Source organism: Deefgea piscis, assembly GCF_013284055.1.
In the GTDB taxonomy this organism is placed as follows: domain Bacteria; phylum Pseudomonadota; class Gammaproteobacteria; order Burkholderiales; family Chitinibacteraceae; genus Deefgea; species Deefgea piscis.
The window spans coordinates 1780991-1798928 of the sequence record NZ_CP054143.1 but is presented as its reverse complement, the minus strand read 5'-3'; the positions used below and the strand labels follow the sequence as shown (position 1 = coordinate 1798928).

The 17938-nt window shown below is 50.4% G+C and carries 10 protein-coding genes; 7 read left to right on the top strand and 3 right to left on the bottom strand.

Features of this window, described 5'->3' with window-relative positions; all coding sequences use genetic code 11:
* Positions 1-603: 603 nt before the first annotated feature.
* The 3 genes from HQN60_RS08530 (at position 604) to HQN60_RS08520 (ending at position 5448) form a co-directional block, all read left to right on the top strand.
* Positions 604-4434, top strand: a complete 3831-nt coding sequence (locus HQN60_RS08530) for a phospholipid carrier-dependent glycosyltransferase (RefSeq protein ID WP_173533246.1) — start codon at positions 604-606, stop codon at positions 4432-4434.
* A gap of 131 nt (positions 4435-4565) precedes the next feature.
* Positions 4566-4880, top strand: a complete 315-nt coding sequence (locus HQN60_RS08525; RefSeq protein ID WP_173533245.1) for a YkgJ family cysteine cluster protein — start codon at positions 4566-4568, stop codon at positions 4878-4880.
* A 70-nt stretch (positions 4881-4950) separates the two neighbouring features.
* Positions 4951-5448 carry a hypothetical protein gene (locus HQN60_RS08520; protein ID WP_173533244.1) on the top strand — a complete coding sequence of 166 codons (498 nt, stop codon included), beginning with the start codon at positions 4951-4953 and terminating at the stop codon, positions 5446-5448.
* A gap of 122 nt (positions 5449-5570) precedes the next feature.
* On the opposite strand, the gene HQN60_RS08515 is transcribed toward HQN60_RS08520, so the two are convergent.
* Both HQN60_RS08515 and HQN60_RS08510 read right to left on the bottom strand, forming a co-directional pair.
* Complete coding sequence (locus HQN60_RS08515) at positions 5571-8375, bottom strand: M16 family metallopeptidase (protein ID WP_173533243.1); 2805 nt, start codon at positions 8373-8375, stop codon at positions 5571-5573.
* 296 nt (positions 8376-8671) lie between these two features.
* A complete protein-coding gene (locus HQN60_RS08510; RefSeq protein ID WP_173533242.1) occupies positions 8672-11479 on the bottom strand; it encodes a M16 family metallopeptidase in 2808 nt (935 codons plus the stop codon).
* A 293-nt stretch (positions 11480-11772) separates the two neighbouring features.
* On the opposite strand from HQN60_RS08510, the gene HQN60_RS08505 reads away from it, so the two are divergent.
* From HQN60_RS08505 to HQN60_RS08495, 3 genes are all read left to right on the top strand, one after another.
* A complete protein-coding gene (locus tag HQN60_RS08505; protein ID WP_173533241.1) occupies positions 11773-13791 on the top strand; it encodes a site-specific recombinase in 2019 nt (672 codons plus the stop codon).
* Entirely contained in the window at positions 13788-14372 is a 585-nt protein-coding gene (locus HQN60_RS08500; protein ID WP_173533240.1) for a 2OG-Fe(II) oxygenase, read from the top strand. Before HQN60_RS08505 ends, HQN60_RS08500 begins: the two co-directional genes overlap by 4 nt.
* 100 nt (positions 14373-14472) lie before the next feature.
* A complete protein-coding gene (locus HQN60_RS08495) occupies positions 14473-14943 on the top strand; it encodes an outer membrane lipoprotein (protein ID WP_173533239.1) in 471 nt (156 codons plus the stop codon).
* A gap of 99 nt (positions 14944-15042) precedes the next feature.
* Here HQN60_RS08495 and metF read toward each other — a convergent pair whose 3' ends face one another.
* Positions 15043-15879, bottom strand: a complete 837-nt coding sequence (gene metF, locus HQN60_RS08490) for a methylenetetrahydrofolate reductase [NAD(P)H] (RefSeq protein WP_173533238.1) — start codon at positions 15877-15879, stop codon at positions 15043-15045.
* A 234-nt stretch (positions 15880-16113) separates the two neighbouring features.
* Between metF and HQN60_RS16380 the strand changes: the two genes are divergently transcribed.
* Positions 16114-17850 carry a chitinase gene (locus HQN60_RS16380; protein WP_308419397.1) on the top strand — a complete coding sequence of 579 codons (1737 nt, stop codon included), beginning with the start codon at positions 16114-16116 and terminating at the stop codon, positions 17848-17850.
* Positions 17851-17938: the final 88 nt, after the last annotated feature.

The window sequence follows — 17938 nt, the reverse complement described above, 5'->3', positions numbered from 1 at the left end:
CGGATTTTGGCCTGAGGCAAGGCACGAAGCGCGCAGCGTAGTCATTCTACGCCAGCGCTTTGTAACGCAGCATCAGGCCAAAAGCCGCCAAACCCGAAGGGCTGGGCGCTTTTCGCGGCGACTCCGTGTTGTAGCAAGCTCACATAGAATGACTATGTATCGCTTACTACGCCTTGATTCGCCGCGAAAAGCACTCCAGCGCGGCGGGAAACCAATCGTCAACAGACCCTAGCAGTACCCCGCCAACGATTCACAACCTTACAGCATCACCGTGACCTTGGAAAGCCCAGTTCGTCTCAAGCTGAGCTGTGGTTTTGTTTTCAGCGAGTCCACCGCGCAGAGTGATGCAATTACACGACAAAGCCAAGCCAGCAAACGCTTTAGCGTTCACTAATATAGCGCCATCGATATTGCACTGCAGTATCGCTGCCAAACCATAGCTGGCTTCATTTTGTAAGAAAAGTGCTATTTCTGCGCCATGATGAGCAACGATCAGCGCCAAATGATTGTTAATGCCGCGCTAGGCGTAAGGATTTAGAGTCGCTATAGTGCTCACTTTGCTTGAAACTGAGTCAGCCTGACATGCCTCGATATGCTGCACCTATGCTCGCCCGCCAATGGGTGATGATTATTCTGCTGGGATTATTACTCCCAATCTTAAGCAGCCTTGCGCATGCCGAAACAGCAGCCAATTTATTGCACAATGCCGACGCCGAAACGAGCAGCCCATCGGGCAACGCTGCGGGCTGGAATTTTGACCACTGGACGCAAGGCGAGCCCGCCAGTCAGGCCAGCCGCGACAGCACGGTCAGCCATAGTGGCAACGCATCGCTCAAAATCAGCTTGCCGCAAGGCGATGATGGCAAGTTAATCCAAGCCGTGCCAGTTGAACCCAATACCTGGTATCGGTTATCAGCTTGGGTAAAAACCGCCGGCATTCCCAATGAAGTCAAAACTGGCGCCAACCTGAGCGTGATTGACGCAATGGAGTTTGTTGGCGACATCAAAGGCGATCAAGACTGGCAACAAATCGTTGCATGGGGTAAAACCGGCCCTGAGCAAAAAGAAATCAAAGTCGCCGCTCGGCTAGGCTTTTACGGCAGTTTAGCCACCGGCACCGTCTGGTTTGACGATCTCAGCCTAAGCCAAAGCGAGCCGCCAGCGGGCGCAAAAATCATCAGTTTTACCCCGCCACCGCCAGCCCCTGCGGCCACAACCAGCCCCTCTGCGGCGCTGATCAATAGTGTGGTCATTACCGCAAGCTTGGCCTTTTTACTCTTAGCATGGCTCGCCATCCAAAACCGCAGCGCACTGAATCAACGCCTTGCTGCAATCACCGATGGCACGCGTTCTTGGCAGCAAACTGCGCCAGTACTGGCTTTCATCGCCCTCGTTATTTTGGCTAAAGCGTGGGGCGCGGGGTCATACCTTGGTTACACCCAAGACGTTGGCACATTTAGCGCATGGGCGCTTGATATGTATAGCCGTGGCTTTGCTGGCTTTTATCAACCGGGTTATTTTGCCGATTATCCACCCGGCTATATCACCGTACTGTGGCTGGTTGGCGCGATCTCCAACACCTTTGGCATTCATTACGGCACGCCGGGATTTTTGGTGTTACTCAAAATGCCGGCCATGCTGGCTGATATCGCCGGAGTGGTGTTTTTACTCTACGTGGCGCGCGAGCCACATCGCGCATGGGCGCTGATCGCGGCGCTGTTATGGTTACTCAATCCTTTAGCTATCGTCACCTCCGCATTTTGGGGACAGGTCGACAGCATTTTTACGCTGATTTTAGCCGCGTCATTTTTAATGCTCGAGCGTCGCCGCATCGTCTTGGCGGCCAGTTTGTACGCCGTTGCCGTGCTGTTTAAGCCACAGGCTTTATTGGTCGGGCCGATTGCCTTAATCGCGCTATTGTCGCTGCGTGATCGGACTGTACAGCTCAAAGCGCTCGCTGCCGCCGTCGGTACATTTATTTTGCTGTCACTGCCGTTTACCATTTCACGCGAACCCTTATGGATTTTCAGTCTGTATGGCGGCACGCTCGCCAGCTACAACTACCTCACGCTGAATGCATTTAATCTTTACGCGCTACTAGGCCAAAATTGGCTACCGAATGAAACGCTATTTCTGGGTTTGCAAGTGAGCACTTGGGCTTGGCTGCTGACATTAAGCGCCTTGGCTGCCGTCTGCTGGGGCGTCATTGCCAGCCCGCAACGCGGGCCAGCCACTGGCCGATTCTTGTATGGCGCTTTTGCCATTTTTGTGCTGTTTTTTGTGCTTGGCCCCAAAATGCACGAGCGCTATTTATTCCCCGCGGCCTTTATGGGTTTAACGGCATTTTTGGTCATCGGTGATAAGCGCGTATTGTGGTTGGCCATTACCGCCAGCATAACAACCTTTGCCAATACGCTGGTTACGCTCGATATGATGTCGCGGCTACAAAGCTCGCAAGTCCCTAATAGCAATGGCTTTATGCTGCTCTGCAGTTTGCTGAATGTGATTTTACTGATCCAAACCTTGCGTATTGGCTACGATATTTTTTGGCGTGGCCAAATCAAAACATATACCGATACCGATACCGATACCGATCAAACTGAAGCCACCGATCCAGCCGCTCAGACACTACAACAAACGCCGCGCGCTGATCTGGTCGAGCAATTACCGCTAGCGCCAGTGAGTCGTTCCGCGTGGTTGGCCTTGGCGGGAATTTGCCTGCTGTACAGCATTGCCGCCTTTACCTATTTGGGCAATTTTGCTTCGCCGCAAAAATTCTGGCAGCCCAATATTGGCACGGAATCGGCAGTATATGACTTGGGCCAAATCAAATCGGTGGCTAGCGTGCAATACCACCATGGTTTAGGTACGGGTGAATATGCACTCGCTTGGTCGAGTGATGGGCAAAACTGGGTGAGTCGCGCAGGGATTATTGTTGATAATCGCTTTGCCGAATTTCGCTGGCGCACCCTGCCGGTTAATCTGCCTGCGCGCTATTTAAAGGTCAATCTCAGCACCGGCGCATTGCAAATGAACGAACTGGCGCTGCGCGACCATCAAGGGCAATTACTCGCGCTACAGCAAATTAGCGGGCCAAGCCAAGCCAATGCCTTGATTGATGAACAAGACAAAACCGTCACGCTATCGACTGCGCTCAATGGCATGTATTTTGACGAGGTGTATCACGCGCACAGCGCTTGGGAAATCCTGCAAGGCATAGATGCCACCGAAAACACCCACCCCCCTTTGGGCAAAATCATCATCGCCATCGGCGTGGCGATTTTTGGCATGAATCCTTTTGGCTTTCGCTTTATGGGCGTGACCTTTGGGATTTTGATGCTACCGGTGTTTTTTGGTCTATCGCGGCGGTTGTTACGCTCCGAGCCATTTGCACTCTTGGCCACCGCGCTGCTGGCGGTCGATTTTATGCATTTCACACAAACGCGCATTGCCACCATTGACACCTATGGGGTGTTTTTCATCCTCGCCAGCGCCTACTGGATGCTGCGCTTTATGCAAAGCGAGCCCGCCAAAAACCACTGGCAAACCGACATCAAGTCGCTGTTACTCTGTGGCACGATGTTTGGCCTAGGCGCAGCCAGCAAGTGGATTGTGCTGTATCACGGCGTTGGCCTCGCGGCACTTTATACGTGGCATCTATGGCGACAAGCCCAAGTCGCGCGCCAATTGCCACCGGCGCTACCCGATCAGCGCGGCTACGCACAATGGCTGATCCAAACGCTATTGGTTTCGGTGCTGGGCTTTATTGTGATTCCGCTACTGATTTATACCGCTGCGTATATTCCGCTCATGCAAGCCACTGGCCAAGGCATTGGCGGCATGCTCGCCAACCAAAGCAGCATGTTGCAATACCATAGCCAGCTTAAAGCCACCCACCCCTTTAGCTCGTTCTGGTATGAATGGCCAACGATGGTTAAACCGATGTGGTATTACGGCGGCAGCGAATGGACTGGCCCGGCCAAAGTCTCCACCATTAGTGCTTTTGGCAACCCAATCACTTGGTATTTGGGCACCTTGGCGTTTTTAGTGCTGCTCGGCTGGCGTCTGCTACTGAGCAATGCCAAAACCAGCGCCGCGCTCTGGACACTCAGCGCGCAGCAAAAAATGGCGATGGGCTTTATCCTGATTGCCGGCTTGGCGCAGTTTTTACCTTGGGCGGTCATCCCGCGCAAACTGGTGTTTATCTATCACTTTTTTGCCTCGGTACCGTTTATTATTTTGGCGCTGGTGTGGCTGCTGCAAGCCGTGCAGCTCAATAACGCCAACCGCACTTGGGCCAAATATCTGCCGTGGAGTGTCTTTGGCGTCGCCCTGGTCCTGTTTATCGCCTACTTCCCCGCTATCAGCGGCCTACCCGTCCCCCGAGGCTGGCTCGAATTCATCAGCCACGGACCGATTGCTTTGTATTTTTAAATGCTCAGCCCAATAAAAAACGACCTGCGGGTCGTTTTTTATTACGGGCTCAATCCACAAAGTACTAACCATTCAATCAATACTGAGCAATATTCCTTGCCCAATCACGACAAATACGCTGAAATCGCGCCATGACTTTTCAATGCCGCCCCTTGTGTGCCGCCTGCTGCACCGCCCCTTCTATCTCTAGCCCGATTCCCGGCATGCCCAAGGGCAAGCCTGCCGGAGTGCCGTGCATTCAACTTGACCCACAACTCGGCTGCAAAATCTTTGGCCAGCCAGAGCGCCCAGCCGTCTGCGCAGGGCTGCAACCGTCATTAGAAATGTGCGGTGAGAACACCCCGCAAGCGATGTTTTATTTAACGCAGCTTGAAATCGCCACTGATCCTAGAATTCCAAGCGGGGGCGACCTCCAAACAAAATCAATATCAGCAACCCAGTTCTAAATGCCATGCTCAACATAATGCAAAATTTCCGGACATGACCTGTCTCTAACTTGAACAGAAGGATTCATTAATGAACACCCACTCGGCATATCACCAACTCGGGCAATTCATCGTCAGTTTTCAGTATTTGGAAGAAACAGTGAATGAGCTGATTGTACTCATGGCCAAAGATGATAGCGTCGTTCGGATACTTATAAACGATCTTGAATACAGCAAACGACTCAAAGCCGCCAATGTCTTATTCTCACATTTCATCGACCTTCACAACAACACACTGCCGGAAATGAAAGCTGAGTTTAACAAGCTAGCTTCGGAACTTCACAAACTAGGAGAACGTCGCAACGAACTAGTTCATTCAAGATATAACCCATGGCTAGATATTAACGGCAAGGAAGGGTTGTTGCGCACGAATTCAAAGCTCAGTGGCAGCAAGGGTAAGCGTCAGGAAAATGAAGAGGAATTGCAACCCGAAGCATTTAACGCTGATCTTCTGCGTCTCGATGTTGCAGCAGAGAAACTAGAGGAGTTTCGCCTGCAAATCATAGATATACTACATGGCGGTGTTTGAGGATCGAAACAGTGCTGTCGCTCTGATAGCGCACAGCGAAATCGAAGGCATCGCCGCGTACCCCAGCAACATTTCATGCGGGCGATTACGCGGCGCTCATCGCACCAGTTCTTGGCGACGGATTAATGACTCGCCGCAGTCAGCGTTTGATCGAGCACGGTTAAATCGGGCAAGGTTTTGCAGGCATCAGCTGCCACAATCCATTTTTCCGGCACAAACCAGCTTTTGGCCGCCGCATCGACGTTGGCACGGGTCAAAATCTGTTCTGGTTTTGGATTCACCCAGCTCAAATCTTGATTATTCACCCAATGAAACATTTGCGAATTCGCATACCCGTAGGGATCTTTCGGGGCATCATCCAAACCTTTTTGCATCAATTCACGCATCGACTTCAATTCGATATCTGTTACTGAATTTTGACTTATTTTTCTAAGTTCCTGCGCGGGCAGTATTATTGACTGGCGGCATTTATCTCGCGGCAGACTGTAACTGATATTTAACGTGAAACCGTAATAGGGGGACATTTCGCCCTCGGTATTAACGAAGTATGAGTTTCCCGCTTGTTCACGTAATACACTGATTAAGCGCTGCTTAATCACATCACTCAAGCCTTTCTGCAAAAATAAATTCTGAGTATTACTCTCTACACTATCCAAGGCAACACCCCAAATAGCGTATGAATTATCATAATGCGTAAAGGTATTAAGGGATTCTTTGACGTGCGCACTCAACACCGCGGGTAATCCCAAATTTCTTGGCGTTATTTTGCTAGGTAGCAGTAAAGTTACAGCGGGATCAGCAACAGGAATGCTGGCGATATATCGCTCAACCAAATCCTTGGCTTGCGCCATATCAGCAACGCCAGTGAGCACGATTCGTAATTGAGCTGGATTGCCATATAACTGCTGACGCAGCTGTTCTAGTTGTTCGGTTGTAATTGAAAAATCACTCCGCCCCCAATGACCATACGGCCAAACAGCACCATACAGATTTTGCAAAAATCCTGGACCATTAGGCCAATAACGATCATACCCTTGATCGAGCGCATTTTTTAACGCAACGTCATCACCACGCGGTTGTGCCAAACCGAGATAAATCAGCTGCATCAACGGCGTCAAAGAGCGTGCCGCCGCTGAGCCGCCAAAACCATGCTGATCGGTTTCAAATATTGGCTGTAATTGCAACTCTTCATTGCGAACAACTTGCCACATCTCGTTGCTAGTTAAATTCCCAGCCCCCGCTGCTGCCATATATTTTGGCAATATTTTCGAAACAAATCGCCACTCTTCGGGCAGGGCCAATGCGCCGCCCGCAAACCGAGCATTAACACCAATTCGTTCATCAGCCTGACGCTGATGCCTCACCAACACTTGTGCGCCATTACTGAGCGTCCAAACCGTAGCGCCATTTTCGGTTTTCGTTTGTACAACCTTCCCACGGGGTGGTTCTTTAGGCAGTAAGGGTTTTTTGGCATAGGCAACCAGCTCTTGCAAAGTTTCAGCATCCACAGCAGTCATCATCTCGACCAGTTTTTCGTCATGCCTGCTGTAAAAATCTTGATGCGCATCACCGATTGGCATACCCATTAAGATTGCAATTTGATCGGGAGTCGTTACGATATGCTGCCATGCTGCATTCACTCGCTGCGGCGTAATCTCAGCAGAATCAAACATTGCTTTTGGCTCAGCAGCATACATGGCTGGAACTCCTTCTTTGGCCGAAGCTAATAGCGACTCAGCCCAAGTTTTATTCGAAATCGGCATCGTTTTCATTACCACATTAAAAGTAGCGATAGCATCCCTCACTTCGGCATCGCTAAACCCCCCTTCGCGTGAGCGACGCACCTCGCGATACAGTTGAGTTAATGCATCACTAAATTTTCCATCTTTAACTACGGCACTTAAAGTCAAAAACTGCTTGCCACCAATAGCACCAATATTGTTACCAAATCTCACACTAGAAAAAGCTTGTTCCTCATGCGTAGCCAGTTTTTGTAAGCGCTGCAACATCGCCATCAATGCAACCAGTTGCAATTGCTCTTGTTTGGTATCCGTTGCTGGCAGCAGACTAAAACTCCACGCTACAGCAGGCTCATTATCTGGCCATGCGGGAGCCTTCCCGCGATAGATACGTACTTTCGGTGTGAGTGGCAAAGCTGGATATTGACTAGCTTGGTTGCCCATCTGCGAGCGAGAAAATAAAGTCTTTATCGTTTGCTCGATATTCTTTAGCACATCCCCAGCGACGACCAATGTCATTTTTTGTGGCTGATAGAGCTTGCGATACAAAGCTTCAACTCGTTCGGGCGACAAGTCGCGTACATTATCCTCAACGCCAGTTGGCATATTTTCTAAATGGGGTGAATCAGGAATGAGTATTGAATAAAACTCCCGCCAATTACTTGTTTCGTTCTGGCTAAAGTTCATTTCATCAAGCACCACTTGCCGCTCAGCCTTTAGCTCTTCGGGGTCAAACACAATATTGCCATTGGCCCAGTCGGCCATGAGTAACAACCCACGATCGATAGCTGTGGAGTTCACTTTAAAAGTGTACGTCGTACTTTCATGGGTAGTCACGGCGTTACTATCTTGTCCCCAGCGCATGCCGTTACTATTGAAAAACTCTTTCACCTCATCTTTACCAAAATTTTTGGTCTGCCGAAACGCCATATGCTCAATCAAATGCGCAACGCCGCGCTCGTCTTTGGCTTCGCTCAGCGAGCCGCTATTGACCAGCAAACGCAGCTCAACTTCACTGGCTTGCCCAGCTTGTGGCGCAATCGGTTTGATTAAATAACGCAGGCCATTGGGCAATTGCCCTTGGATGACACTGGGGTGCAGATGCGGAATTAGCGGCAGTTTTTCTACCGCGCCAGCCAACGATGCCACGCTAAATAGGGCTATAAAGAGTAGGTTTGTTTTTTTCATGACAGCCTCAAGAAATTATGCCTGCGAACTATACCTGCATTGCATAATTCTTTCAGTTGAGCATATGTCAGCTTTAAGTTGAAGTTCGTACAGCGCCAAGCCACTCACCTCGACGTAAGGCAACGATGCGCAAGCCTTAACGACACAAAAAAAACACCCAAAAAATATGGACGAGTGTCCAATTTTTGGGGTGTAGTTCAATTTGTAGCCGGTTTTTTAGCTCGGTATAAATCCAGAAAGCGAGGCTTTATCCCCAGCAAAGCAGCCAAGGCTACGAAATATTGCTGAGCGACGGATTAATGACTCGCCGCAGTCACCGTTTGATCGAGCACGGTTAAATCAGGCAAGGTTTTGCAGGCGTCGGCAGCCACAATCCATTTTTCCGGCACAAACCAGCTTTTGGCCGCCGCATCGACGTTGGCACGGGTCAAAATCTGTTCTGGTTTTGGATTCACCCAGCTCAAATCTTGATTATTCACCCAATGGAACATTTGCAAATACGCGTACCCGAAAGGGTATTTCGGGGCGCTATCGAGGCCGTTTTGCAACAATTCATGCATCGCTTTCAGCTCGACATCGGTCACTGAGTGTTGACTGAGTTTTCGCAATTCCTGCGCGGCCAGCACTAAAGCCTCACCGCATTTTTCACGCGATACGCTGTATTCAAAACCCAGTGTTGGTCCATAGTACGGTGACATTTCGCCCCTAGTATGCACCCCATATGAATCACCCGCTTGCTCGCGCAATGTCCTGTATAACCGTTGTTTGATCACGTCATTCAAGCCCTCTTGCAAGAATCCATTCTGGGTATTGGACTCCACGCCATCCAATGCAACACTCCAGACCGTATACTTATCATCACGAAACGTAAACGTCTTCAGCGACTCTTTCAAGCGTTCACTGAGCACGGTGCTCGACAAAGATTGGACTTTCGGTTCAATTTTGCTCGGTAACAAGGTCACTGCCGTTGGCTTGGCTGGCGGAATGCTGGCGATATAGCGTTCAACCAAATCTTTGGCCTGCGCCATATCGGTAACGCCAGTTAACACGATGCGTAGCTGTGCTGGGTTGCCATACAACTGGTCGCGTAACTGATCGAGTTTTTCAGTTGTAATCTCAAAGTCGCTCAGGCTACCCCAAACGCGATATGGCCACCCTGCGCCGTATAGGTTTTGCAGAAATCCCGGGCCATTGGGCCAATAGCCACTCATGGCCAGATCTGCCGAGTTAATTCGGGCTGCATCATCACTACGCGGCTGCGCCAAACTCAGGTAAATCAGCTGCATTAAAGGTTTCAAAGAGCGTTCCGCAGCTATGCCGCCAAAGCCGTGCTGTGCGGTTTCAAACATTGGTTGAAATTGCAATTCTTCATTACGAACGGCTTGCCCAATTTCAGCCGAAGTTAAATCACCTGCACCTGCTGTTGCCATGTATTTTGGCAACATCTGCGAAACAAATCCCCACTCTTTGGGCAAGGCCAATGCGCCGCCGGCAAAGCGACCATTGATGCCAATGCGTTCATCAGGCAGACGCTGCTGGCGAACCAAGACTTGTACGCCATTACTCAGCGTCCAAACGGTCGCGCCATTTTCGGTTTTCGTTTGTACCACCTTGCCGCGTTGCGGCTCTGTGACCAGTAATGGTTTTACCACAACAGCCGTCGGCGCTTGCAAAGTCTCGGTCTCCACTGCGGCGATCATCGCGTTCAATTTATCGTCATGCCAGCTGTAATAATCGTCCTTTGCTGCTTTCGTTGCGGGCTTACCAATTAAAATGGCGACCTGATCGGGTGTAGTTAAAATTTGCAGTAGCGCGGCATTGACCGCTTGCGGTGTGATCGTTGCCGGATCGAAAATCGCCTTTTGCTCGGCGACATACAATTCAGCAACGCCCATTTTGGCCGACCCCGTTAAGCTATTGGCCCAAACCTCATTTGTCGCTGGAATACTTTTCATCGCCAACACGTACGTATCGATGGCTTCTTTTACTTCAGCCGCCGTTAAGCCAAATTCGCGCGCACGGCGAATTTCTCGATACATCTGCGTGAGCGTAGCACCTGGATTTTGCTCCCTTACTACCGCATTTAAGATCAAGTATGACTCGCGGCCGATACTGCCACTCCAGTCGGCCATCGACGCACTGGCAAACGGTTCATTTTCCAGCGTAGACATCTTGCTCAGCCGTTGCGACAGGGCCAACATCGCTATTTTTTGTAATTGAACCTGCCGTGCATCACTGATTGGCGATTGCATAAAACCCCAAGACACCGCCAGCTCATCTTGCGGCCAAGGATTGCCGCGATAGCTACGTACTTTAGGCGTTAAAGGTAAAGCAGGGTATTGGCTAACTTGATCACCCATTGGCGCTTTGGCAAACAGCGTTTTAATGGTTTGCTCGATGTTTTTTGGCACATCGCCAGCAATCACCAAAGTCATTTTTTGCGGCTGATACAGCTTGCGATACAGCGCCTCGATCCGCTCTGGCGACAAATCGCGCACATTTTCTTCAAAGCCAATCGGCATATTTTCTAAATGCGGCGCATCAGGAATCAACACCGAATAAAAACTTTGCCAATTGACAGAATCACCTTTACGCAGATTCAGCTCATCAAGCACCACTTGCCGCTCGGTTTTCAACTCTTCGGGATCAAACACAATGTCACCATTGGCCCAATCAGCCATTAATTGCAGGCCACGATCTAAAGCCTCGGGCTTCACTTTAAAAAAGTAATTGGTGCTTTCGATATTGGTATAACCATTGCTGTCATTCCCCCAGCGCATGCCATTGCTATTAAAAAAACCTTTCACTTCGTCTTTGCCAAAGTTTTTAGTCTGCCGAAACGCCATATGCTCAATCAAATGCGCAACGCCGCGCTCGTCTTTGGCTTCGCTGAGCGAGCCGCTATTGACCAGCAAACGCAGCTCAACTTCGCTGGCTTGCCCAGCTTGTGGCGCAATCGGTTTGATTAAATAACGCAGGCCATTGGGCAATTGCCCTTGGATGACACTGGGGTGCAGATGCGGAATCAGCGGCAGTTTTTCTACCGCGCCAGCCAACGATGCCACGCTAAATAGGGCTATAAAGAGTAGGTTTGTTTTTTTCATGACAGCCTCAAGAAATTATGCCGTCGTACTATACCCCTGTTAGTCTTTTCTTTCAGTTGAACTTATGTCAGCTTTAAGTTGATGATCGTACAGACATGCCACTCACAATCATGTGATCGCCAGCGAAGCCACTATTTAAGTGCTCTTTTATGGCCATGAAAAAAACAAGGTACAATCAAGCGTTTTACACGGGCGGTGGCACGCAGTAAGCGCCAACCGAACGCCTCATCGTGCAGTTCAACCCATTGAACTGCGGTGCGTTAGCCCCCTACATCACGATGGAAAATTGAGATATGGAACAAACCCTGATTCGAATGATGGATGCCAAAAGCGATCCGTTAACGAGCCTGAAAGAACTCATTGACGCCTTGCGCCCGGGCAAGGTGATTGATGGCGTCACTGCGATTAATAATGCGCGCGCGCTGTGCTATTTGCTCGAGCAACATGTTGAATATCGGGCGGCGCTGCGTAAGCAGTTGTTTACCTTATTGGGCACAACACGCCAAGTACAGCTCTATACCGATACCGGTATTTTATCCAATGAAAGTGTCTTTACCGCGATTGTTCGCCGTGTCGGCTCCAAGCTATTACCGCCACCGGTTAAGCCTGAATATCTGAAAGATTTATTTGGGGTATTGTTCCCCAATACTAATGATTATGTTTGGCTTAACGATATACCCACCGAAGTTTGGTTTGAAGTCGGCGCCGCCGCGCATTTAGAAGAACTGAGTTTAGCCGAGATTCCAACGCATATTCGCTTGCAACAGCTCGAAGCGATTCAAGTTTTGTCGTGCCGGCTGTCGGCGATTGGTTTAGAGCCAGAAATCGTTTTGCATCACCCCGATGTCGAGCGGTTTGAATCGCCGTTTGTGCGCTTGAATGCCGAAGTTTTAAGCTATATCGAGCGCTATCGCGAAGACCTCACTGCGCGCCGCCCACCGGATGAAGATCATTCGCATATTTTGGTTTTGCTGCAGCAATGCGAGCAAATCATCGCCAAAGTGTGGAAAATGGCCGCCAAAAATGGCGCGTCCGTGAGTCTCACCTACCATTTGCTGCGCCTAAAGCAGCATATTGATCGGCTCAAAGTGCTGTTTGATTTAGTCGATTCGATGACACCAGAAAAACACGGCCCGGCCTTGCTTGGCTTGTTTCTTGAGCTGGTAAAAGCTGAAAACCGCAAATACAGCGTGCGTGATGTATTACAAGAAAACACCGAATTGCTGGCACTACAAATCACCGAGCATGCCAGCCACACAGGCGAGCATTACATCAGTGAAACCCGCAGCGAGTGGCTGCAAATGTTTCGCTCGGCCGCTGGCGCTGGGGTGATTGTTGGCTTTATGGCTTTGATTAAAATCTTGTTCGCCAAAGCGCACTTACCCCCATTACTCGAAGCCTTTGCTTTTAGTATGAATTACGCACTGGGCTTTATGCTGATTCATATCCTGCATTTTACCGTCGCTACCAAGCAGCCAGCGATGACGGCAGCACGGATTGCAGCGGCGTTGCCAACGATAGAAAACAAAAAAAATGAAGCATATACCGAGCTGATCGAATTGATGATCAAGGTGATTCGCACGCAATTTATTGCGATTGTCGGTAACGTGTTACTCGCCATTCCCGTGGCGCTGGGCATTGCTTGGCTATGGTGGTATGAATTTGGTCAACATGTGGTCGATACCACCAAGGCCGATAAAATGCTGCACGAGCTGATGCCAATTGCCGGGATGGGGATTTTTTATGCGGCGATTGCCGGTTGCTGCTTATTCTTGGCTGGTTTGATTTCGGGCTATTACGACAATAAATCGCTATACAACCAAATCCCGCAACGGATTGCCGCGATGCCACTCCTGAATAAAATCTTTGGCGAATATCGCAGCCGCCGCCTTGGCCAATATATCGAGCACAATCTGGGCGCGCTGGCAGGTAATTTTTATTTCGGGATTATGCTGGGCAGTATGGCCACGCTGGGCTTTCTACTCGGGCTGCCGCTCGATATACGTCACATTACCTTCTCTGCGGCCAACCTCGCTTATGCAGTATCCGCGTATGACTTTACGCTGGCTTGGCCGATTGTGGCTTGGGGTGCGATGGGGGTGGCCGTGATTGGTATCACCAATTTATTTGTCAGCTTTACCTTGGCGCTATGGGTGGCGATGCGCTCACGCAAACGCCGTATGAGCGAGCTAAAACCGTTATGGGGCAAATTCTGGCGTCGGGCGATGAGCCGACCGATTGATTTATTTATTGCCCCCAAACCGGCCATCGAGGCAGTCAAAACACCGCCGCTAGAGGAAAAACAAGGATGAGTATTGATCTTGAGATCGTTGAAGCTTTAACCGGCCCGGGCTATTTAGTCTTGCCTAATTTTTTAGACGCCAACCATTTAGCGCAGTTAAATGAATTATTTGCCAGCCGAGAAGAAGACTTCGTTGCCGCTGGCGTAGGCCGTGAGGCTGCGCTGCAAGTGCGGCAAGACATTCGCGGCGATGCCGTGCTTTGGGTCGAAAACGATGATCCGGCAATGCAACAAGCCAATCAAAGAATGCGCGATTTACAGCAAACACTGAATCGCGAGCTGTATTTGGGGCTGGATGAATTGGAATGGCACTTTGCCCGTTACCCAGCGGGCAGTTTCTACCAGCGCCATCTTGATCAACATCGGCATCAAGACAGCCGCGTAGTCACCGTGGTGCAATACCTCAACCAAAATTGGCACGAGGACGATGGCGGGCAATTGCGAATTTATTTAGACGACGAGCAAACTCTGGATGTCACGCCGTATGGTGGTACGTTGGTGGTGTTTTTATCCAATCGATTTGAACACGAGGTATTACCCGCTCGGCGAGAGCGGCGTTCACTCACCGGTTGGTACCGCCGCCGTCCGTGAGCCTCACCACAGCCAAAATCAACCATACCGAGTAAAATCGGTATGGTTTTTTTACGCAATTGATCGTTGAGCACCCTCAGCGCAGCCCAAGGAGCATTTGATGAATACGCATTGGATTAAAATAGGCTTACTCAGCGCCGCCTTACTCACGGGTTGCGCCAGCAATGATTCGGCCAAAATCTATACGCAAAATGAAACCATGCAAGTGGCGCGTGCACGCAGCGGTCAAATCGAGCAAATTCGCGATGTTGAAGTCAAACCGGGCCAACAATTGGGTATTGGTGGTGTAGCTGGCGGCGTGGTCGGTGGCGTATTGGCGGGCAATCACATCGGCCAAGGCACAGGTAGTGTGATTAGCAGCGTGTTTGGTGCTTTATTAGGTGGTTTTATCGGCAATCAGCTCGAAGACAATATGCGCACAAAAATGGCCAAAGAGATTACCGTCCGCATGCACGACAATGGCGAGCGGCTAGTGATTGTGCAAGATGCCGACCCAGCGCTGCGCGTGGGGCAAAAGGTGGATGTGATTGCCAACGCCAACAACGCTCGAGTAGTGCCGGCCCAGCCCTAGGGTCTATTGACGTTTGGTTTTCGGTCGCAAACCAAACGTCAACCAACCCTAGCAAGGGGAACGTCCGAGGCGCAATGCCGCATCGGACGTCGATACAAATTAATAGCCCAAACGCTGACATACCGTCGACACTGCGCCTGCGGCGTTCAGCGTGTAAAAATGTAAGCCCGGCGCCCCGCCCGCCAAGAGGCGATCCGATAGCTCGGTCACAAAGTCCAAACCAAACGCACGAATCGACGCGGTATCATCCGAATAAGCCTGCAACCGCAGGCGTAACCAGCGCGGAATCTCGGCCCCACACATATCCGAAAAGCGCTGTAATTGACTGTAATTTTGAATCGGCATAATTCCCGGCACAATCGGGATGCTCACGCCACGCGCTTGCACTTCGTCAACAAAGCGAAAATACGCGTCAGCATTAAAGAAATATTGCGTAATTGCAGAATCAGCCCCGGCATTCACTTTATTAATAAAATGACGCAAATCGGCTTCGGCACTGGGCGACTGCGGATGAAACTCCGGGTAAGCGGCGACTTCAATATGAAACCAATCGCCAAATTCACTACGCAAAAAACTCACTAATTCATTGGCATAACGAAACTCGCCAAATTCACCCATGCCCGATGGAATATCGCCGCGCAAAGCGACGATATGTTTAATGCCATGATTTTTGTATTGCTGAACCACTTGGCGAATATTGTCTTTGGTCGAGCCAATGCAAGATAAATGCGGCGCGGCGGCGTGGCCGGCAGCTTGAATATCGACCACGGCGCGCAGCGTGCCTTCTTGCGTAGTGCCGCCAGCGCCAAAGGTCACCGAGAAAAATTCAGGATTAAATTGCGCTAATTGCCGGCGAGTCGTGGCCAATTTAGCCGCACCTTCATCGGTTTTTGGTGGGAAGAATTCAAAACTAATCGGACGCAAAGGATTCGTCATGGCAAAGCCGCTTTTTTACAATCGCAATAGATGAATCATATCACTGAGCTTCTATCATCATCATGAAGGTAATTCATAGTCAGATTAATCTTTTTATTAATGACTATAAAGCCGCAACACTATTCAGCCAGACGTTTATATCAGTAAGAAAAGCGCCTAATATTCTTGTGAACTTGAGCATTCGACTCAGGCTTGGCAATCCAGATTGCCAAACACCAACAGGAAGAGACGACCATGACACGCAACACAATTCGCATCGCCAGTCTGCTTGGCGCACTGCTTTTCGCCGCTGGCGTTCAGGCCGCAACATGGCAAGAAGGCAGCACGTATTCGGCCAATACCATCGTCGATTACAACGGAAAAACCTATAGCGCTTTAGTCACGCACACCGCTTATGTCGGTGCCGGCTGGAATCCAGCGGCAACGCCAACACTGTGGAAAGAAGTCGGCAGCAGCGTTAGCCCCGCCCCATCGGCAGGACCGACGACAAGCCCAAGCACCAATCCAACAGCAAGCCCAACAGCCACCCCCACCACCAGCCCAGTCGCAAGCAATACCCCAACCCCACCACCGAGCACCGGTGTAGCCGCTTGGGATGCCAGCAAAGTGTATAACGGTGGCGCACGCGTGAGCGTCGGTAGCGCCATTTATGAAGCCAAATGGTGGACCCAAGGCAATGTGCCAGGCAGCGACCAATGGGGGCCATGGAAATTAATTTCAGGCTCAGTAGCAACTCCAACCGTAACCCCAACAGCAACACCAACGACCACAGCAACCCCCACAACAACGCCAACGGCCACCCCTTGCCCGATTGTGACCCCAATCCCGGGCAGCACTTGGGTGCCGCCAACGACACCTGGCACTTGTGGCTATTGGGTACCACCGGTCATCACCCCGACCCCTTCACCGACACCAACGGTGACAACGAGCCCATCGCCAACCCCAACTGCTAGCCCAACCGCTAGCCCCACCCCAAGCACCACACCGGGTACTGACTTGCTACCTAAGCACGTGGTGGTGGGTTACTGGCACAATTTTGACAATGGCTCTGGCGTAATGCGCCTCAAAGACGTGCCGGCCGAATACAACATCATCAATGTCTCGTTTGTCGAAGGCGATCAAAGCGCCGCCAAAGGTACCGCCGCTTTTGTACTGGATAAATTGTTTAACGAAGCTGAATTTATCGCCGACATTAAACTCAAACAATCGCAGGGCGTGAAAGTATTGGTTTCTTTAGGCGGAGCCAATGGGGTGATTGTGATCGACTCACTCGAAGCGCGTGAACGGTTTATTAAAACGCTGGGCGACATCATTGCCAAATATGGTTTCGATGGTCTCGATCTAGACATGGAAAACAATCTAACCATTACCGCTCAAGACGACTATCGCAAACCCGTTACGCCACAAATTGTGAACGTGATCGCTGGCGTGAAAGCCATCAAAGCTCGCTTTGGTGACAAATTTATTCTGACGATGGCGCCGGAGGTGAACTACGTTCAAGGTGGGCATGGCTTCTACGGCGGTACATGGGGCGGCTACTTGCCGATCATCCACGGCTTACGTGATGATTTGAATATGCTACACGTTCAGCATTACAACACCGGCAGCATTGGTGGCACCGATGGCAAGCAATATTCACAAGGTACGCTGGACTTCCAAGTGGCGATGACCGATATGCTGCTCACTGGCTTTAATTTGGGTGGCGACGTCAATAAACCCTTCCCTGCACTGCGTGCTGACCAAGTGGGCTTTGGTTTACCAGCAACGACCAGCGCAGCCGGTGGCGGTTACCTGCCGATTGCCGAAACGCAAAAAGCCTTGGATTGCTTAATGAAATTGCAAAATTGCGGCACTTACAAACCATTGAAAGCACAGCCCGATTTACGCGGCATTATGACTTGGTCAATCAATTGGGATAGCAAACAAGCCTACCAATTTGCCAAAAGCCATAGCGCATACTTTAAAAAATAAAGCGCAGCCATAAAACAAAGCGGCCTCATTTTGCGGCCGCTTTTTTATCTACAAATGATCAAACCATCGCCGATTCATTGCGCATTAG